Annotated in this window: 17 protein-coding genes; 3 read left to right on the top strand and 14 right to left on the bottom strand. The window is 64.5% G+C overall.

The annotated features are described in order from the left end of the window. Nucleotides 1-44 precede the first annotated feature (44 nt). Both BLV94_RS33170 and BLV94_RS51635 read left to right on the top strand, forming a co-directional pair. Nucleotides 45-1175, top strand: coding sequence for a helix-turn-helix transcriptional regulator (locus BLV94_RS33170; RefSeq protein ID WP_083395755.1), 1131 nt, complete (start codon nt 45-47; stop codon nt 1173-1175). Next, nucleotides 1172-2320 carry a LuxR C-terminal-related transcriptional regulator gene (locus tag BLV94_RS51635; protein WP_072937162.1) on the top strand — a complete coding sequence of 383 codons (1149 nt, stop codon included), beginning with the start codon at nt 1172-1174 and terminating at the stop codon, nt 2318-2320. The genes BLV94_RS33170 and BLV94_RS51635 overlap by 4 nt, the downstream gene beginning before the upstream one ends. A gap of 123 nt (nt 2321-2443) precedes the next feature. Here BLV94_RS51635 and BLV94_RS33180 read toward each other — a convergent pair whose 3' ends face one another. The 14 genes from BLV94_RS33180 to BLV94_RS33245 all read right to left on the bottom strand — a co-directional run bounded on the left by BLV94_RS33180 (nt 2444) and on the right by BLV94_RS33245 (nt 17851). Beyond that, entirely contained in the window at nt 2444-4111 is a 1668-nt protein-coding gene (locus BLV94_RS33180) for an AMP-binding protein (protein ID WP_072937163.1), read from the bottom strand. A 201-nt stretch (nt 4112-4312) separates the two neighbouring features. Further along, nucleotides 4313-5758 carry an aldehyde dehydrogenase gene (locus BLV94_RS33185; RefSeq protein ID WP_072937164.1) on the bottom strand — a complete coding sequence of 482 codons (1446 nt, stop codon included), beginning with the start codon at nt 5756-5758 and terminating at the stop codon, nt 4313-4315. Nucleotides 5759-5819: 61 nt separating this feature from the next. Next, nucleotides 5820-6860: an ABC transporter ATP-binding protein gene (locus BLV94_RS33190; RefSeq protein ID WP_072937165.1), complete on the bottom strand. Its 1041-nt coding sequence runs from the start codon at nt 6858-6860 to the stop codon at nt 5820-5822. Between the two features lie 56 nt (nt 6861-6916). Continuing rightward, on the bottom strand, nt 6917-7453 hold the full coding sequence (locus tag BLV94_RS33195; RefSeq protein WP_072937166.1) for a hypothetical protein: 537 nt from the start codon (nt 7451-7453) through the stop codon (nt 6917-6919). Beyond that, a complete protein-coding gene (locus BLV94_RS33200; RefSeq protein WP_072937167.1) occupies nt 7450-8049 on the bottom strand; it encodes a hypothetical protein in 600 nt (199 codons plus the stop codon). The genes BLV94_RS33195 and BLV94_RS33200 overlap by 4 nt, the downstream gene beginning before the upstream one ends. Further along, nucleotides 8025-9512, bottom strand: coding sequence for an MCE family protein (locus BLV94_RS33205; RefSeq protein WP_072937168.1), 1488 nt, complete (start codon nt 9510-9512; stop codon nt 8025-8027). The genes BLV94_RS33200 and BLV94_RS33205 overlap by 25 nt, the downstream gene beginning before the upstream one ends. Next, nucleotides 9512-10651, bottom strand: coding sequence for an MCE family protein (locus tag BLV94_RS33210; protein ID WP_072937169.1), 1140 nt, complete (start codon nt 10649-10651; stop codon nt 9512-9514). The genes BLV94_RS33205 and BLV94_RS33210 overlap by 1 nt, the downstream gene beginning before the upstream one ends. Then, nucleotides 10648-11844, bottom strand: a complete 1197-nt coding sequence (locus BLV94_RS33215) for an MCE family protein (RefSeq protein ID WP_244163725.1) — start codon at nt 11842-11844, stop codon at nt 10648-10650. The genes BLV94_RS33210 and BLV94_RS33215 overlap by 4 nt, the downstream gene beginning before the upstream one ends. Nucleotides 11845-11861: 17 nt before the next feature. Continuing rightward, a complete protein-coding gene (locus BLV94_RS33220) occupies nt 11862-12863 on the bottom strand; it encodes an MCE family protein (protein WP_072937171.1) in 1002 nt (333 codons plus the stop codon). Next, complete coding sequence (locus tag BLV94_RS33225; RefSeq protein WP_072937172.1) at nt 12863-13864, bottom strand: MCE family protein; 1002 nt, start codon at nt 13862-13864, stop codon at nt 12863-12865. The genes BLV94_RS33220 and BLV94_RS33225 overlap by 1 nt, the downstream gene beginning before the upstream one ends. Beyond that, nucleotides 13864-14865: an MCE family protein gene (locus BLV94_RS33230; protein WP_244163726.1), complete on the bottom strand. Its 1002-nt coding sequence runs from the start codon at nt 14863-14865 to the stop codon at nt 13864-13866. Before BLV94_RS33230 ends, BLV94_RS33225 begins: the two co-directional genes overlap by 1 nt. A gap of 162 nt (nt 14866-15027) precedes the next feature. Then, the gene (locus BLV94_RS33235) at nt 15028-15804 is read right to left on the bottom strand and encodes an MlaE family ABC transporter permease (protein ID WP_095862193.1); all 777 of its coding nucleotides are present in this window, start codon (nt 15802-15804) and stop codon (nt 15028-15030) included. Between the two features lie 141 nt (nt 15805-15945). Continuing rightward, a complete protein-coding gene (locus tag BLV94_RS33240) occupies nt 15946-16695 on the bottom strand; it encodes an MlaE family ABC transporter permease (RefSeq protein WP_072937174.1) in 750 nt (249 codons plus the stop codon). A gap of 52 nt (nt 16696-16747) precedes the next feature. Continuing rightward, the gene (locus tag BLV94_RS33245) at nt 16748-17851 is read right to left on the bottom strand and encodes an NAD(P)-dependent alcohol dehydrogenase (protein WP_072937175.1); all 1104 of its coding nucleotides are present in this window, start codon (nt 17849-17851) and stop codon (nt 16748-16750) included. Nucleotides 17852-18244: 393 nt separating this feature from the next. Here BLV94_RS33245 and BLV94_RS33250 point away from each other — a divergent pair, with 393 nt between their 5' ends. Then, complete coding sequence (locus BLV94_RS33250; protein ID WP_143051515.1) at nt 18245-19531, top strand: C40 family peptidase; 1287 nt, start codon at nt 18245-18247, stop codon at nt 19529-19531. Nucleotides 19532-19548: the final 17 nt, after the last annotated feature.

Consider the following 19548-nt stretch of genomic DNA (forward strand, 5'->3'; position numbering starts at 1 on the left):
GCGGCCGGAGGTGTGACGAGAAGGTGAGCCGGACGAAGACGTCAATGGATCCTGATCACGCGGATCTCGAGCACCAAGCAGCCGACTGTATCGGCAGGGCAAGGAAGCTACTGGTCGACCACCAGCACAACCCGGACGTCGGCTCTCCCACGTTGTCGGTGTCTCTTGCAGCGGCAAGGGGTCGCCTCGTCGAAGCGCTGACCGATGGGCAGCTCGCCGAGACCGATATCGGAGACGCTTGCCGGGTTCTCGTCGACATCGAACGTGTTCAGGAGCAGCTGGCGAGAACCGAGGCGATTCGCCGGATCGCGGAGCTGGGCGAGGTGCACGACGCCGCGGTGACGCTTCGGGGACTTTCCCCGCGACAGATCATCGAGGCGGCACCGGAGGTGGTGTGTACACAATTGCCCTTCGCGCGCTCGATGGTCTCAGCTGTGTCCGGCTCTCTGTGGCAGCCCCGCCGCCTCTATCTGCGGCCCGAGCTCGACGGCTCGCCTCTCGACTTCTCCGACTACGTCGACTCCGCGGTGTTGTCCCTGGCTGAAGCGCCTCTGGAAACCGAGCTGGTCCGACGCCGGGTTCCCGCGCTGGTCGCCGCCCCGGCTGACGACGACCGCACACACAAGGAGATCGTCAGCCGATCTCGGACGTCGGCATACGTCGCGGCGCCGGTCATGTCCGCAGGTAAGGTCATCGGACTGCTCCACGCCGACCGGCCAGGGTCGGAGCATGTTCTCGATCCCGACGACCGGGATCGGTTGGACACCTTCGCGACCATTCTGGCCATCGTGTACGAGCAGGCGGTGCTGAAGCACCGAATTCAACTGCAGCGTGCCCGGGTGGAGGAGTCGTTCGACGCAACCCAGACGATGCTGGACCGGATCTCGAAGGCGGATGCGGTTCTCTCTCATCAGGCCGCCGCACCGGTCGAGGGCTCCACGGATGAGCCCGGGGAGAACCGGGCGCTCGAGATCAACAGCGTGCTGACCGTCCGGGAGCGCGAGATCCTGTCCCACCTGGCAACCGGGGCCACCAACAATCAGATTGCGCAGGCACTGGTCATCTCCGAGGGCACCGTGAAATCGCATGTGAAAGCCGTGCTCAAGAAGCTGCACGCACCGACTCGTGCCGCGGCGACGGCCCTCTACTCGAGTCAGGCGCGCCGAGCGAGATGACAGGGAAGACGGAGGGGCGAGCGACCGTCAGGTCGACGACCGACCGCGAGTTGTCGCACGCGGTCATCGTTCTCCTCGATCGGTTGCGCGACGAGTACGGCGTCGGCCCCCGCTCCCACGAGATCCGCGTTGTCTCGCTCGGCACCCAGATGGCGCTCCTCGACGAGGCCACGGAATCGGCAATTGCGACATTCCCCGCGCTCGGCCCCGAGCAGCAACGAGCGCTCGGCCGCCTCATCGTCGACCTTCAGAACACGCGCACGCGGATTCGCACAATGCGCGAGGGTCCGGGGCACGTCGTGCAACCCGCCGAGTTCGCCAGCGCGATCCGGCGTTTACGGGGCTCGGAATCCGTTGCCGGTCTTCGCAAAAGAATCTGCTTCGAGGCTGCGAACGCAGCGCGACTCGACCGAATTCTCCTGTCCGAGGTGCACAACGGCTCGTGGACGGCGCTCGAGCTCCACAGCTCGACGAGGTCGGACGAGGTCCTGAGTTCCCTGCAGGCATTACCCCTCGGTTTCGAATCAGCCGAGAGCCGGGCGTGTAAGACCAGATCCGCGGTACTCGCCGGGCCGAACGCCGACGTCCGGCCGAGTGCCGAGGTCATGCAGATGCTCGCCGCCGACTCCTATGTGGTTGCCCCGATTACCGTGTCGACCGGTGTCATCGGTCTCGTGCACGGCAGTCGACCTTCCGGGGACCCGGTGAACGTTGTGGTACGGGACATGCTCGGGGCATATGCCCGCGGTTTCGGGACGTTGTTCGAACGGGCGATGCTGGCCGACCGCCTCAGTGAACAGAAGGATGTGATCGTCCAACGCCTGCAACAGGAAGCCCGCGAAGCCGAGCTTCTCGAACACGCGGACGTCAGTTTCCTCGACGAGACCTCGGCCGAGCAGGTCTCGGCGTTGCCCGGTACGCCCCACGACGATCTGAATCCCGCCGCGCTGGAATCGCTGACGACGCGTGAGCGCGAGGTGTTCACGTTGCTGATCCGGGGCGCATCGAACGCCGAGATCGCGAACGAACTCGTCATCAGCATCTTCACGGTGAAGACGCACGTCAAGAAGATACTTCGCAAGCTGGGCGCGATGAACCGGTCCGAGGCGATCTACCGCTATCTGGCGATGACCGGCCAGCGGTGACAGGGGCCACGAAAGTCTCACGCGCGCACTCAGACCATCTCGGTGGGTGACGGACTCACCACATACACGAATACCGCCCCCCTTGCCTCGGCGAGGGGGGCGGTCCTGTGTCCTGGTCGGGATCTAGTCGCCGGCAACCGCTTCGGCCGCTTGCTTGCGGAGAACGAACTTCTGGATCTTGCCGGTCGCGGTGGTGGGGAGTTGATCGACGACTACCAGCTTCTCGGGAATCTTCTGCACCATGGCCTTGCGCTCGATTCGCAGGAAGTCGGCGATTTCGTCCAGAGTTGGTGCGGGGCCGTTGGCAACGACGAAGGCGCATACCTTCTCGCCGAGACGCGCGTCGGGCATCGACACAGCTGCAGCTGCGGTGATACGCGGGTGCGCCAGGAGGTGCTCCTCCACTTCCCGCGCCGAGATGTTCATGCCGCCGCGGATGATGAGGTCCTTGATTCGTCCCGTGACCCGCAGATAGCCGTCTTTGTCGACGCGGCCGAGATCACCTGAGGAGAGGAACCCACGTGCGTCGACCGACGCGGTCGTGCGTTCGGGGTCGCGCCAGTACCCGAGGAAGATGCCCGGTCCTCCGTAGAAGATCTGGCCTTCCTCGCTGGCCGGTACGGTGGTGCCTTCCTCGTCGCGGATCTCGAGACCGACACCATCGAACGCACGCCCGTCTGAGGAGAGCACCTTCTCGAGCGGGTCGTCGACACGCACTGCCGTCACCAGTAGTCCTTCGCTACTGCCGTATACCGGTAAGAGTGTGCAGTCAGGTAGTGCCGTCTTCCATTTCCGAAGAAGGGTCTCGGGTATCGGTGCGCCGGCGCTGACCCAGAGTCGCATCGCGCTGACGTCGTGGTCGGCACCGGCTTCGATGGCCCCGAGTGCCATCTGGAGGAATGGTGTCGCGGCCATGCTCACTGTCGTCTTGAATTCCGCGATACGCCGGAGTCCCTCGTTGGGCTCCCACACGTCGAGAAGGTGGATCCCGCTTCCGAGGATCAACGGAGTCGCCACTCCCACGGCCAGTCCTGTCGCGTGGGTGACGGGAGAGGGCATGAACATCACGTCGTCGGGGTTCAGCCCCATCACCTGCCCGCCGAGTCCGTGGGCGGTGAAAGACAGTGTGTTGAAGGTATGTTGGCAGCCTTTCGGCCGCGACTCGGTTCCCGAGGTGTAGATGATGGCGTGGGCGGCATCCGCGGGCGGTGGTGGTCCGAGTTCGTCGTCGCCGGGTACATGGTCGCCGGCAATCAGGTCATCGAAGGCGATCGTGCCGGCGCCCGCCGTCCCACGCACGACGACGACCTGTTCGAGTCCGGGTACGTCCTTACGCACCTCGGCGAGCATATCCGTGTACCGGAACTTGCGGAATTCCTCGGTGACGAAGGAGATCTTGGCTCCGGAGTGCTCCAGTACGTAGCGCACCTCGTCGTGCCGGTACACCGGCATGGTGGGCACGAGGACGGCGCCGATCCGGGCGAGCGCCACGTAGATGACGACGAACTCGTTCCAGTTCGGCAACTGGACCTGAACGCGGTCACCCCGTTCGACGCCGAGCGTCTGCAGGGAGGCCGCGAGACGGTACGCCTGCGCTCGAAGTTCACCGCGCGTGAGAGTTCCGTAGCCGTCGGTGACGGCGACGAAGTCCGGGTCGGTGTCCGCCCACCGGTCCACGTATTGGGTCAGGCTCTCGTCGCGCCAGTACCCGTTCGATCGGAACGCCTCGAGGGTGCTCGCACTGTAGCGGTCCTCGGGGAGAATCGCTCCCGCGTGTTCCATGACATCCATGTGCGGATCCTTGCTTTCAGGTGCCTCTCCCGACAGGGGACAGGCCACAGTGTTTGGTCGAACCATAATGCCGACCGAGAGGGGGTAAAAGGTGCGAATCGGACGCGTTCTCATCCTTCGGGGGGAGGGAAATGCCCCATGGGGATGAGTGGTCCGCGGAGCGATGCGGGTGCGCCCCGAGTGCCGCACCCGCACTCGCCCTTACAGGTAGATCGACTTCGGCACGAGATAGGCGGACAGGGCCTCCGGACCCAATTCGCGTCCGAGACCACTGGCCTTGACACCACCGAACGGCGCCGTCGGATCGGGAAGGTAGCCGTTGATGCCGACGGTTCCCGTCTGGATGCGCCGGGCGACGGCGACTCCGTGGTCGTGATCGGCGGTGAAGACGGTGCCGCCGAGACCGAAGTCGCTGTCGTTGGCGATGCGGACAGCGTCCTCGTCGTCCCGATAAGAAATGATCGACAGCACGGGTCCGAAGATCTCCTCCTGGGCGATCGTGTAGTTGTTGTCGACGTCCGCGAAGATGGTCGGTTCCACGAACCATCCCTTCTCGAGGTCCGCGGGGCGTCCACCACCGACCGTGATGCGGGCACCCTCGCCTCTGCCCTTCGCGATGTAGGACTCGACCCGGTCGCGCTGCCGGGCGCTGGCCATCGGTCCGATCATCGTGGCGGGGTCGAGGGAACTTCCTACGGTCAGTGACCCGGCCAGAGCACTGAACGTGTCGACCACTTCCTGGTAGCGCGACTGTGGTGCCAGGATGCGGGTGCCGAGGTAGCAGACCTGGCCGTTGTTCAGCATGGTCGCCCCGAACAGCTGTTCGCCGACGGTGGCGAGATCCAGATTCGCGTCGTCGAGGATGATCGCCGCCGACTTTCCACCGAGTTCCAGCGTGACCGGCCGGAGCAGTCGGCCGCAGGCCTCGGCGATGTTGCGGCCGGCAGTCGACGACCCGGTGAACGCCACCTTGTCGATGCCGGGATGCGAGACCAGGTACGCGCCCAGTTCGCGACCGCCGGGCACGATGTTGATCACGCCCGCCGGCAGGGCTGCCTCTTCGACCGCTTCCGCGAGAACGTAGCTGTCGAGGACCGTCTCCGGGGACGGCTTGATGACGATCGTGCACCCGGCAGCCAGAGCGGGAGCGTATTTGAACGCGGCGAGTGCCTGCGGGAAGTTCCACGGGACGATCGCGCCGACGACCCCGATCGGGGTCTTGGTCACGAGAGTCGATCCGCCGAGCAGACCCGGCCGTGTCTCCTCGAAGGAGTCGTTCTCGATCAATCCGGCGTAGTAGCGCAGCAGAACCTGCGGGAATACGGCTTCCAGCTTCTCTGCGACCGCGACGGGCATGCCGTTCTGTGAGCTCACCGCCTGGACCATCTCCGGTGCGCGTTTGTCGAGCGCATCTGCAAGGCGTCCCAGTGCCTGCGCTCGCCGAGCCGGTTCCCACTGCGACCAACCGGTCGGATCGTCGAATGCCCGGCGTGCCGCGTCGACGGCGGCGTCCATGTCGGGTTCGGCGCCATCGGGGGTGTGGCCCACCACCTGTTCGTCGTTGGGCGATACCACCGTGATCACGCCACTCGAGGCGGGCGCATGCCATTCGCCTCCGATGAAGAAGGCGTTGTTGTTCGTCGTCATGACGGGTTCCTCTCGTTGATCTGGCTGTTCTTGTTGCCGAGTCGTGAACCGGGAAGATGGATCACACGGATTCGAGGGGCTCCTCGTATATCGAGAAATCCTCGGTGTCGTCGTAGGGGCCGAAGCTCTCCTCGAAGCTGTCCTGGATGGCGACCTGCGCGTTCTCCGGCAGGGTGTGCAAGATGTCGCGGACGCGTTCCTGCCGGCGGGCGACGGCCTGCCGGAACGGCATCCCCGGGGTGGCCTTCATCTGCGGGACGATGCCCTCGACGTCGTCGACACCACCGGCGTGGTGTCCGGCGTCGACCATGGCCTGCTCGGCGGCCATGGTGGCCTCGTCTTTCTCCTCGGACATCCCGATCGGGCCGATCATGGTGCCGTTGAGGAACTGTTTGACCACCGGCTGGTCGCTGGTGAGCAGCACCTCGCGGGGTCCGAACATCACCAGTTGTCGGCGGAACAGCATGCCGATGTTGTCCGGCACCGTCCGCGCGAGGTTGATGTTGTGCGAGACGATCAGGATCGTCGCGTCGATTTCGGCGTTGATGTCGATCAGCGTCTGGCTGATGTAGGTGGTGCGGACCGGGTCCAGGCCGGAGTCGGGTTCGTCGACGAGGATGATCTGCGGGTCCAGCACCAGCGCCCGGGCCAGGCCGGCCCGCTTGCGCATGCCACCGGAGATCTCCCCGGGCAGTTTGTCCTCGGCCCCGAGCAGGCCGACGAGTTCCATCTTCTCCATCACGATCTTGCGGACGTCCGACTCGGACTTCTTGGTGTGCTCGCGCAGCGGGAAGGCCACGTTGTCGTACAGGTTCATCGAGCCGAACAACGCACCGTCCTGGAACAGCACCCCGAACAGCTTGCGGATCTCGTAGAGTTCCTTGGACGAGCATTCGAGAATGTTGGTGCCGTCGATCACGATCGAGCCCTGCTCGGGGCGGAGCAGACCGATCAGCGATTTCAGGAACACCGATTTGCCCGTTCCGGACGGGCCGAGCAATGCGCTGACCTCGCCGGTGGGCAGGATCAACGTGACGTCCTGCCAGATCCTCTGCGAGCCGAACGACTTGGTCAGTCCCTCGACGGATACCTCGACACCCACTTTTACCTCCTACGATTGCGAAAACATCGACTGATCCCCGTGTTTCGGGGAAACGGTCAGACCGGAGTCATCTCCGTCATGACCCACGTACCCTCCTGCTCGGTCATGCCGACCCGCACGCGACTTCCGTCCAACTTCGGTGCGGCGCTGTCGGTGCTGGTGGTCGACTGGTTGACGAAGAACAGCAGAGTCACCGCGTCTTCCGACGCGGCCACGACGGAGGATTCGACGACGGTCGCAGAGGTGACGACCTGGCGCTGTTTCGCCGACGGAATGATGACCTCTTTGCCGACACTGTCGAACTGGCCGCGCAGATCGCCACCGAGACTGGGAAGTACGTCGGTGAAATGCGTGTCGATGGTGTTGAAGTCGTACGACAACACGTCGGCGACCAGCTGAGTGGCGCGTTCACGCGCCTGTGCCTCCGCGCTGTTGATCTGGTGGTGATCGTGGACCTGGAGGGTGACCGCGACCGCGACCGCGACCGCGACGAGTCCGCCTGCGAGAAGCACGGCGAGGTAGCGGGTGGCCCGCCGCCGCGCATAGGACCAGGTGGCGATGGCCTCGGGTATCCGGGTAAGTGTGTTTCTCATGCTACGAACTCCACATCCGAGACGAGCCAGTTGCCGTCCACCGAATCGAGCGAGACCTTCATGCGGTAGACGCGGATCTCGCCGTCGGGTGCCTCGGTGTTCTTGACCGTGGACGTCACGGCGGCGAGGACCACGGCGTGGTCGTCGTCGGCCTCGACGAGACCGGCTTCCTTTACTTCACCGGTCGACTCGACCTGGCCCTGGTTCAATACGTCACCGAAACTGCCCGACGCGCTAGTGAATTGGTCGCGGAACGGTCCTGTGGTGCCGTCCGCGACGCGTTGGATATCTTCGTCGACGCTCTGGTGCCGCAGTGTCACGAGGTTGACCACCACCTGCCGTGCCGTCTCGAGGACCTGCTCGTCTCGGGACTGTGCGGTCTGTTCGGTGCGTAGGTTGGTCCACGAGACGCCGCCGACGACGACGGCGGCGATCGCGATCACCGCGGTCGTGGCCAGGCCGATGAGGAATCCGCGCGTCGGTGCCCGCTCCTCGGAGTCGGGTACGGCCCCCGCTGGGGCCTCGTCCCCGGGTCGGTCGGGGCCGGGCTGGTCGAGGCGGGGTTCGACCTCTACCGGAGCAGAAGTGCCTGCCATGTCGATTCCTCCTTCGGGTGTGGTGCGGAAACGCCGGCGATCGAGTAGAGATCGCCGTTCGGTGCCCGGAAACTTCCGGTAACCGGGTCATAGGGAACGCTGAGAGTGCCGGCGCCGCTCCCCAATTCTTGTCGGTTCGACCACGAGGCCGGTGTGACGGTTCCGGGTTCGGTGGCGTCCGGGCTCGGCGGGGTCGAGATCGGTCCCGTGCTCGGACCGCCGGTATCCACCGGCGGCGGCGAATACGGTTGTCCCGGCCGGGCAAGTATGTCCGGCCACGTGGACGGCAGACCGCCCGGGCAGTCCGCGATCTCGGCGGTGCGCACCGCGGGATTCGTCGCGCAGGGGATGTTCCGTGCCCCTCGTGCGACCCGAGGGTCGGCCTGCGGCAGCTTGCAGTAGGAATTCTCCGGTGCGGGGATCGCGCTGAGATCGCTGGGGTCGCGCCGCTGGGTTTCCTGGTAACCCTCGGTGCAGGGGAGCGGGTTCGCGGAGTTGCCGAGCTTGACGTCGAGGGCGCCCTGACCGTACACCCGGTCGTCGCCCTGGACTCCCCGGTGCATGTAGTTGATCGATGCCGACACGGCCGGGTAGATCACCAGGATCTGCTCGATACCCGGGATGCTCACTCGCACGACCTCACCGACCGTTTGGAGGTTCGCCAGCAGCAGCGGAACGGTGGGGCGGACGTCGTCGAGTGTGCCGCTGACCGTGTCGAAGAACTGTGATCCGTTGTCCAGCACACCGCGGACCTGCGCGTCGCTCATCACCAACTGCTCGGAGAACGAGGAGAGATCGTGGGCGAAGCTCGCAATGTCTGCTCGCGAGTCGATTCCGGCCTCGAGGACGGGTTCGGCGTCGTCGAGGAGGGTCCTCGTGGTGCCGATCTTCGCCTGCGCGAGTTCGATCAAAGGACGCGAGGAGTCGATGAGTCGCGACAAGGCAGGTCCGGCGCCGTCGAATGCGGTGTAGGCCTCGTCGACGGTGACTCGGAGGTCATCCTTGGGCAGTTCCGACAGGAGCACGTTCACCTTGTCGACGACCTCGGAGGCAGGCACCGGGATTTCGGTGTTCTCCTTCGTGATCACGTCACCATCCGCGAGGAAGGGACCTTCGGAGGATGCCGGAACCACGTCGAGATACTGCTCGCCGATGGCCGAGACACTGCGGACGAATGCCTGGCTGTTCCGGGGAATCGCGAAGTCGGAATCCAGCTGCAATTCCGCCGACGCCCGATCGGGGCCCAGGTCGATCGACTTCACGACGCCGACGTCGACGCCGCGGTAGGTAACGAGGGAGTTGACGTAGAGGCCTCCGGCGCGATCGAATTCGGCCGTGATCGTGTACATCCCGATCCCGGTGACCCTCTTCAACCCGAGGTAGTTGACCGCGGCGTTGCCGACGGCGAGAACTGCCACCACGGTGAACACGATGAGTTGGAAGCGAACGAGTTTCGATCTCATCAGCGTGGTGCTCCGTTCTGCGGTGCGGACGTCGCGGGCCGGCCGGATGTCGTTGCACCGGTGGGTGCCAGGAGAGGATCCACGGCTTGGCGGGCAGGGTTCAGTCCCGCCAGTTCGTCGAGGGGGATGCTGCCGAGGACCTTGCCGCCGACCGTCTCGGCGCTGACGTCGAGGGTGAGGAAGAGATTCATGTAGTCGCCCCTGACGGCGCGCTGGGTGGTCGTCACCGGGAACGGGATCGTTCCGGCGATCTTCAACGCTTCCGGGAGGTGGTCGCCGGCCGCAGCGAGCTGCGACAACACCGGCTGCAGCGACCGCAGATTGGCGTCGAGGTCGTCGCGGCTGCTCTCGAGTACTTCGGTGGCCACCTCGCCGAACCGTCCCACGTCGTTCAGCATCGTGGTGAGTTGTTTCTGCTGTTCGTCGAGTACCTGCAGGGCCGGTTGGATCGACGTGATTCCCCGATCGATCGTCTCATTCTGACTGGCGAGTTCCGCGCCGAGACGGTCCAGTCCGTCGATCGCCCGGACGATGTCGTCGCGCTGTTGGTCGACACCACCGACGAACTCTTCGAGGTTGCCGAACAGGCTGCGCAGCGATTCCTCCCGGCCACCCAGAACGCGGTTGAGCTCGGAGGTCACGGTGCGAATCTGTTGCAATCCACTTCCGTTGAGGACGAGCGCGAGTGCCGAGAGCACTTCCTCGGTGGACGGGTACTGGCTGGTGCGGGCGAGGGGGATCACGTCGCCGTCGGCGAGTCTGCCGACCCCCTCCGTACCGGGCGGCACGGTGAGCTCGAGGTACTGGGAGCCCAGCACACTGGTTTGGGCGAGCTTGGCGCTGACGTTTACGGGGATTTCTGCATCCGGGTCGAGCTCGAGGGTCAGCTTGGCGCCCCAGTTGTCGCCCGTGATGTGGCTGATGTTTCCCACGATGACGTTGCCGGCCTTCACCGGTGAGTTGCCGACCAGGTTCTGGATGTCCGCCAGCTCGACTGTCACCTCGTGGGCGTCGCCTCCGACCGCGTTGCCGGGCAGCCCGATCGAATTGATTCCGTCGAATCGGCACCCTGCCGCCGCGGCGACGACACCGACGAGCATGGTTGCCGTGAGCGCCGATCTTCGCAGAGAGTTCGTCATCGTGGTCCCTCCGGGAGAATGAGGTTCTGCAGACTTTGGGTGATGGAGGCGACGGGATCATTCGGTGCGGGAGTGCCCGGCGTGATCCCCGGGGGACGCGGGGCGGTGACCGGTGCCGGTGACGCCTGCCGCACCGCGGCGTTGGCCAAGGGCGCCGCGAAAGCGCCGGCAGCCGTGTTGCATTCGTCGCCCGGAGCATCGACCGTGGTCAAGAGTGCACAGATGAGCGAGCGTGGGTCCGGCATTTCGGGCACCGCGAGTGCGCCCGTGAGCGAGTTCGCGTCGGAATCGTAGATGTTGTAGAAGTCGGACAGTGCCGTCGGTCCGGAGTGCAGGATCGACATCAGGGTGTCCTGGCGGTCGACGAGCAACCGGGTGATCTCTTCGAGCTGCCCGACATTGTCGACCAGCGCCCCACGATTGTCCTCGATGAACTTTGTGACTTCCTGAAAGGTAGTCACCATGCTGCTCAGCACCGCGTCGAGTTCGGTCCGGTTGTCGTTGAGCAGCCCCGAGACGTTCGCGAGTTCGCCACTGAATGCCCGGATCTGCTGATCGCTGGCCGCGAGCGCGGTAGTGAACTTCTGAAGGTTCTCGACAGTGCCGAACAGGTCCTCGCCGCTCGCGTTCAGGATGGTGGCGGCGTCCGAGAGGTGGATGAGGGAGTCGTGGAGCGCTGTGCCCGTGCCGTCCAGTGTCCGAGCGGTACTGCTGACGAAGCGATTGAGCGAACCGTCCGGATGCTCCGGAGTGCGTCCGGCGTCCTCGCTGAGCTTGACCACCTGCTTCTTGATCTCGTCGAACTCGACCGGGACGGCTGTTCGGTCGAGGGGGATCTCTTCGCCGTCCGCGAGGGTCGGTCCACCCGAGTACGCCGGTGCGAGCTGGATGTAGCGGCCGGTGACCAAGGTCGGGGCGACGACCGCCGCCTTCGCGTCGGCGGGGACGTCGTACTCGTTGTCGTAGTCGAACTCCACTCGGACCCGTTCACCGTCCGGCTCGATCGTCGTGATGCGGCCGACCTCGACACCGAGAATCATCACCCGGTCCCCGACGTACATGCCGGTGGTGTTCCGGAAATACGCCGTGACGTGGTTGACGGAGTGATTTTCGATCCAGGCGGCGGTCAGCAACCCGACGAGGGCGACCGCGATCACCACGGCGAGCAGTCTCGCCGGCACTGCCCGTGCCATCTCACGTACCGATGCCATCAGCGCGGCCCCCCGAAGCTTCCGGGAAGCTGCCCGGAGAGGTTGGCGGGAACGATGTTGTGGAGGAGCACCCCGAAGAACGGACCACTGCCCACCGCCTCGCCGACCTGCTTCGCGAACCGTTCGAGGCCGGTCAGCGATGCGTTGATGTTGTCGTAATTGCTGTTCAATGTGGCCACCAGAGTCTTCAACTGATCGAGAGTGGGTCCGAGTGTTGCTGCGTTGTCGCGGGAAAGCCCGGTGAGGGCGTCGGCCACCTGCCGTGACTGCACGAGCACGCGATGGATGGTGTCTGCCCGGCTGTTCAGTGCGGTGAAGAGCGACTGCCCTTGGCCGAACAGCGTGGCGACCTGCACGTCTCGGTCCGCGAGGATCCGGGACACGTCGGCGGCGCCTGAGAGCAGCTGACGCAGTTCGTCGTCGCGGCTCGCCACCGTGTCGGACAGGCGGGACAGGCCGTCGAGAGAGGACCGCAGGTCAGGCGGAAGCTCGTCTTCGACCGAGGAGACCTGCTCGAGTGCGCCGGACAGGTTGACGGTGTCGGTCTCCGACACCTTGTCGGTGACCTCCTCGAGCGCCCGGGTGATGTCGTATCCGGAGCTGGTATGGGCCAGCGGAATGGTGGCGTCGTCGGCGAGCTCGCCATGGCGTCCCGGAGTGATCTCCACGTACCGCCGACCGAGCGCAGTTTCGACCTTGATCGCCGCCGTCGTGTCCTCACCGAGCCCGACCGCACCGCCGTCCACATCGAATTCCACGTCGACTCTTCCATCGGCGATCGAAAGCTTCTTCACCTCTCCGACTTTCACACCGGCGATCTGCGTGGTATCACCCACCGCGAGGCCGCTGGCATCGGCGAACTCGGCATGGTAGGTCGTGGCCCTGTTGACACCGGGTATCGAGTTGAAGTTGAGCGCAAGAAACAGGACTCCGATCAGCACGGCTGTTCCGACCAGGCCCATGCGGAACGCATCGCGCTCGAGGAAGGACTTCTGAGCCATCACTGGCACCTTTCTGCGGGGGCCTTGAACATCGGTGTGAGTCCACCGGGCCCGGGCGCGTACTTGACAGCGAGACCGCAGACGAAGAAGTTCACGAAACTTCCATAACCCGCGACGCGGCCGATGAGGCGGTAGTTCTCGGGCAGCGTGGACAGCACCATGTTCAGGGTGTCGGTATTCGCGTCGAGGTTGCCCGCGAGATCGCCCAGCGCAACCACGTCCTGCGCGATCGCCGGGCGATTCTGGTCGAGAACTCCTGCGAGACTGTCCGTGACATGGTCGATGTTCACCAGGGAATTGGTGATCAGGTCACGGTCGCCGTCGAGACCCGCGACCAGACGTTGGAGTTGGTCGATCAGTGCGGAGAACTGGTCACCGCGATTGTTCACGGTCCCGACAACGGTGTTGAAATTGCTCACCACCTGACCGATCGCTTGATCCCGGTCCGCCAATGTGTTGCTCAAGGTTCCGATTTGGGCCACCAGACTCCCTATACTCGCTTCCTGACCGTTCAGTACCTCGATCAGAGAAGCGGACAGCTGATTTGTCTGATCCGGGTCGAGACCCTGTAGGAGAGGACGGAATCCGTTGACCACCTGGTCGAGGTCGAGCGCCGGCGTCGTCTGCTCGAGGGGGATCGGGCCGTCGAGCGCTCCGATCGCGCCAGGTCCGTTCGAGAGCTCCACGTAGCGGTCACCGATCAGGTTCTTGTACTTGATCCGCGCCGTCGTCCCCGCCGTCAGGGGGCGTTCCGTGGAGAGGGAGAACGACACCACTGCCGTGCCGTCTCCGGCCAACTCCACCTCTGTCACCTTTCCCATCGGCACACCACCGACCTTGATGTCTTCCCCGTGGCCCAGCCCGGACGCATTCGAGAACACGGCCTGATAGGTGTTCGTGCTGCCGAAGCGCATGTTGCCCACCACCGTCGCCACACCGAATCCCGTCAACGACGTGACCAGGACGAAGATCAGCAACTTGATTCCCGGTGCCTTCGTCATCAGCGAACACCTCCGAACATGAACTGCGCGAACGGGTTGCCGATCAGATCTTCGATTCCGTGCGCGGGCTGGTAGGCCTTGCTGCCGTCGTCGAAATCGGTATGGCCGGGGGCCTGCGCGGGGTCGTAGCACCGCGGCGGGCCGTCAGCACCGTTCTTCGGCGCATTCTCCGGGTACGTGTAAGGCGGATCGCCCATCAGCAGAGTGCCGAGGATGTTCAGCCCGGCCTGATCGCTACCGCCGACGGTGCGCTCCAGGTACCTGTTGGTCTGATCCATGCTCGCCAGGAAGCACGGGAACATCGGCGCATGCTGGGCGAGCAGCGCCGTCGTCGGCTCCAGCGAATCGAGGGACTTCTCCAACGGGTCACCGGAAGCCTCGAAGAAGCTCCGCCCGCTGTTGCCGAAACCGCTGAAACTGAGCAGGAAAGCGCTCAACTGCTGTTCCCGTTCGGTCACCGTGTCACCGGTGGTACTCACATGATCGACGGTCCGCAGCAGCTCCGGAGCGGCATCGGCGAGGACATCGGAGACCTCCGCACCCTTGACCAGATCCCGCTGCAACGTGGGAAGGCTGCCGTTGAACTCGGACAAGTAGGCGTCGAGCTCGACCATCATGTCCCCGAGTTGGTCGCCGCGGCCCTGCAACGAGGTCGACAACGCACTCAACGTCGCGTTGACCTTCTGCGGTTCCACGGTCCGCAGCACCGTCACCAGCGAATCGAGGAGATCGTTCACCTCGGTGGCCACGCCGGTGCCCTGAACTACAGAGCCCGCCGACACCATTGTGCTCGAGGGATGTTCCGGCTGGACGAGCGTGACGAACTTGCGTCCGAACAACGTGGTCGGATCGATCACGGCCGTGATGTTCTCCGGGATCGTCGACGTTCGGCTCTCGTCGATGTCCATGGTGATCTTGGCCCGGTCGTCTACCAGTTGTACCTTCGACACCCGGCCGACGACGACGTCGCGCATCTTGATGTCCGAGCCGGGTTCGAGCATCAGCCCTGACCGCACCGAGTACACGTGACCGGGACGGTCGAATGGAACAATCCGCGGTAGATGCCGACTGACGCTGCGGTCGCGATTGCCATCAACGCGATCAGACACCCACCCAGGAGCGCGTAGACGCGGCGGCTCCGCTCTTCGATATGGCCACCCATGTCAGCCCGACACTTTCACGGCGCCTGCGGAGCCACCGTAGACGGCGATTCCGATGAGAAGGTCGATGACCATGATCGAGATCAGGGATGTGCGTACCGCACGTCCGACCGCGACACCGACTCCCGCCGGCCCGCCCTTCGCGTTGTAGCCGTGGTAGCAGTGCACACACATCACCACCACCGACATCGCGAGCACCTTCACCATCGACCACGCGACATCACTCGGCACGAGGAAGACGTTGAAATAGTGCTGGTACGTTCCGCTCGCCTCACCGAGATACTCGGTGACCAATTGCGTGGCGACGTACCCGACGAACAACGCCACGGCATACAGCGGAATCACCGCGATGACCCCGGCGGTGACGCGAGTGCTCACCAGATAGGGGAGCGACGGGATCGACATGGTCTCCATGGCGTCGATCTCTTCGCTCACCCGCATCGCACCGAGTTGAGCGGTGAAACCCGCACCGACCGTCGCGGTCAGCGCGATGCCGGCGATGACGGGAATCGCCTCGCGGGTATTGAAGAATGCCGAGATGAATCCGGACAGCGCACCGATTCCGATGCGGCCCATCGACGTCGCTCCCTGCTGGCCCACCTCGTAGCCGACCGCGGTGGTGAGAAGCGAGATGACCACCAGGGTTCCCCCGATCACCGCAAGGGCACCGGTACCCATGCTGACCTCGGCGAGCAGTCGGATCGTCTCCTTGCGGTAACGCCGAACCGTGTGCGGGATGGAGGTGACGGCGTGGCTGTAGAAGTGGAGCTGCCTGCCCATCTCCTCCAGATGACCAACAGGTGCACCGACCGCGCGGAGCGCGAGCCCGGCAACGTGCGGTCTCGCCGGGGCGGCCCGAGTAGCTTTCGACACAGAATTCTCCCGTTGACAGCCGACTGTGCGGCTAGGTGTTGAGCGCTGTCAGTGCAGCGCAAGAGTGGTGATAACCGAGTTCGCGAGGAAGAGCAGCAGGAAGCTGCCTTTCGCGTTGAGTCCCAGATGACACGCGACGAGACCGGCAAGCATGCCGAACACCGCCGCCTTCACCTCACTGACAAGGAAATCGGGCAGTCCCGTGAGGATCGAGATGGCCGTGACGTATTGCCCCGGCGACGCACCCTGCATGTAGACCGTCGCGAAGTAACCGCCCACCAGTCCGACGGCAGACACCAGACCGTTGAGAAACATTCCGATGAGAGTCGACGCCAGCACCCTCGGTACACACAAACGCTGAATCGGGTCGATTCCCAACACCTTCATCGCGTCGATTTCCTCGCGAATCGTGCGCGATCCCAGATCGGCGCAGATCGCGGTCGAACCGGCGCCGGCAACCACGAGAACCGTTACCACCGGACCGATTTCACGGATGATCGCGACACCGGCGCCGGCCCCGCTGAGGTCGACGGCTCCGATCTCGGCCAGCAGAATATTGATCTGGTAGACGAACATCATGCAGAAGGGAATCGCCATCAGCAGCGCCGGCATGATCGACACACCCGCAATGAACCATGCCTGCTGAACGAACTCGCGAGCGTGGAAGGGGCGCTTGAACATGCATCGGAACGTCTCCATCGACGTCGCGTAGAACGCGCCCACCGCAGTCGGCGCGACCTGAATGCCCTTCTTGACAGCGCTCGCCCTCGACGGGCGGGCTTCCAGATCTACTGACATCGAACGGCCTTTCTCACTGTTTCCGGAGTATCCGATACGGCGGAGTCGGTCATCATTCGTGGACGAGGACGACCTTCACCGCGTCACCTCGATGCTGGACGGCCACAGCTTCGTTGATCTGTGAGAACGGCATTGTCGTGATCAACTTGTCGAACGGGAACCTGCCCTGACGGTGCAGATCGAGAAGGTGCGGAATGAACGTGTCGGGGTCGGCATCCCCCTCGACGATCCCGCGGATCGTCAGACCGAAGAGCTGCGTCGACATCATGCCGATCGGGATTGTGGCGGTCGGGTCGGCGGGGACCCCGATGAGGCCGAGGGTGCCCCGGACACCCAGTGACTGCAGGATCTGGTCCAGCACGGGCAAGAGAGCCGTCGTGTCGATCGCGTAGTCGATGCCGTCGGGCACCACTGCCCGAATCTGTTCGGAGAGGTCACCGTCCGCAGGATCGACGACGTGGGTCGCGCCGAGAGACAGCGCGAGCTCGCGCCGCGACTCGTGAAGTTCGACGACGATGATCACGCCGACCTCGCGGACCACGGCAGCAAGCACAGCCGCCAGGCCGACCGAACCCGCGCCGACGACGACCAGTGAAGATCCTGGAGCGACGTCGAGAGAGTTCAACACCGCGCCTGCGCCGGTCTGGATTCCGCAGCCGAGCGGACCGACGAGTTCGAGAGGGGCATCGTCCGCGACCTTCACGACGTTGCGTTCATGAGCGATGGCATGTGTCGCGAGGGAGGACTGCCCGAAGAAGTTGCCGCCGAGCGTGGCGTCCCCCGCGGTGAGTGCCGAACTGCCGTCCGGGCGCACACCACCGAAGTTGAACGCCATGAAATTGTGGCAGTACGCAGGCTCGCCCTTCCCACAGTGGGCACACTGGCCGCAACTGTTGAAGCTGATCGCGACCTTGTCGCCTGCAGCGACCTTGGTGACTCCGGATCCGACCCTCACGACCGTCCCGCTACCTTCGTGGCCGACGACGCCCGGAAGGGGGAACGGGAGATGGCCCTCCTTGACGGCCAGATCGGTGTGGCAGAGACCGACGCCGGCGATCTCGACGAGGACTTCGTGTTCCGTGGGTTCGCTCAGAGACACGGTCTCGATGGCGAAGTCGCCCGCGACTTCGTGGACTACGGCGGCGGTGATCTGCACGACTGCTCCCTATTTCAGGTGTTCGCCCGAGGACGGGCATCACTTGCTCAGGTGCAATGTTAGGTAGATCACAAGCCCTGAAAATAGGGATGAGCGGCAAGTTCGCTCCAATCTCCCCCCTTTTACCCCCGATGGGACTACGGCACCCGAGAGGTCCTGTCTTCCTGTGAAAATTCGCCACACGGAGTCGAGGCTCATGTGGCGGAGTCGACGCAGGGTCGGCAGTCTGCGCGCCGCGGGAACCCGATGCCCCCGACGAAGTACCGAAAACACCCCTTGGTGTGACGCGTCGAGTGCACGCATGAAGAGAGACTTGAATCACATTCCGCGATCAACTCGATCGATGTCCCATCTCAGGAGGAACCAGTGTCTGTTGATCCTTCGGCGCTCATCATGGGGGTCGCCGCCGCAATCGGCGGCATCGTCCAGGGCGCCGATATGCCCGATGCAGCAAAGGATTTCGCGATGCAGCAGATTTACGCGGTGGCGGATCAGGCGAAGGCCGTCGACGTGACAATCGACGACTACATCGAATTGCTACCCGAGAATTCCCGCGAGCCCGCTCGGCAGGCAGTCGACACGGCTGCCGAGACGGCCCAGAGTGCGGTGGCACCGTTTCTGCCGTCACCCGTCGTCGCGGTTCCTCCTGATCCCGAAATCGACGAGTCGCTGCCGGGGGCATCCGAAGAGCCCGAGGTGGTCGGGCCCGCAGAGGAGCCGATTGCTGCCGACAGTACTGTGCCGGAAACAATTCCGCGCGAGGAAGGTGACGTTATCAGCAGCGTCGCAGCCGGTCCGATGCCGATCGGCTCGATCGCCGTGTTCGTCCCCTGGTTCACGAAGGCGGGTGGAATCTGCGAGGGAATCACCGCGCCCGTTCTCGCAGCGCTGTATTCCGTCGAGAACGGATTTCGGTACGGTGCCACCTCGCCGGCCTCGCCGGCGGGTGCACGTGGACCCGGACAGTTCATGCCGGCCACCTGGGCGCGATACGGCAAGGACGCCGACGGCGACGGAATGTCGGACGTTCTCGGAGTAGCCGATTCGGTGATGGCGTCCGGGAACCTGCTGTGCGACATGTACAGCCAGATCGGTGAATGGAAGGCCGAGGGGCTCGTATCCGGCGATACCCTTGACCTGACTCTCGCCGGATACAACGCGGGGATAGGAGCGGTACGCCAATTCGGGGGAATGCCCAGAGGGACTGACGACTACGAGAACCAGACCCGGCCGTACGTCGCGAAGATCCGTGAGTCGGAGGGGCGGTTCGCGTCGGTTCTACAACTCCTGCGCAGTGATTCGGGGGGTGTGGGTGGTCTCATCGTGCAGGCGGCAATTCGGTATCTCGGCTTGCCGTACGTGTGGGGTGGCGGCAGCGTGAAGGGCCCGTCCTCCGGAGGGTTCGACTGTTCCGGTCTGACGTCCTACGCCGTGTACGACGCAACCGCCGGCCTCATCCTCCCACGCACGTCGGAGACCCAGTGGAACGTCGGTGTCGAGGTCCCGCTGGACGGCGCGAGGCCGGGCGATCTGCTGTTCGGCAACTGGGGCCCGGGAGGGCCCGGCCACGTCGCGATCTATCTGGGAAACGGTCAGATGGTGCATGCGCCGACGACAGGCGACGTCGTTCGGATCGCACCGGTCTTCGAGGGCATGAAGGCGCGGCGAGTGGTGTCGTAGAAGGCCGAACGGCACGA

The organism is Rhodococcus koreensis (genome assembly GCF_900105905.1).
GTDB classification, from domain to species: Bacteria; Actinomycetota; Actinomycetes; order Mycobacteriales; family Mycobacteriaceae; genus Rhodococcus_F; species Rhodococcus_F koreensis.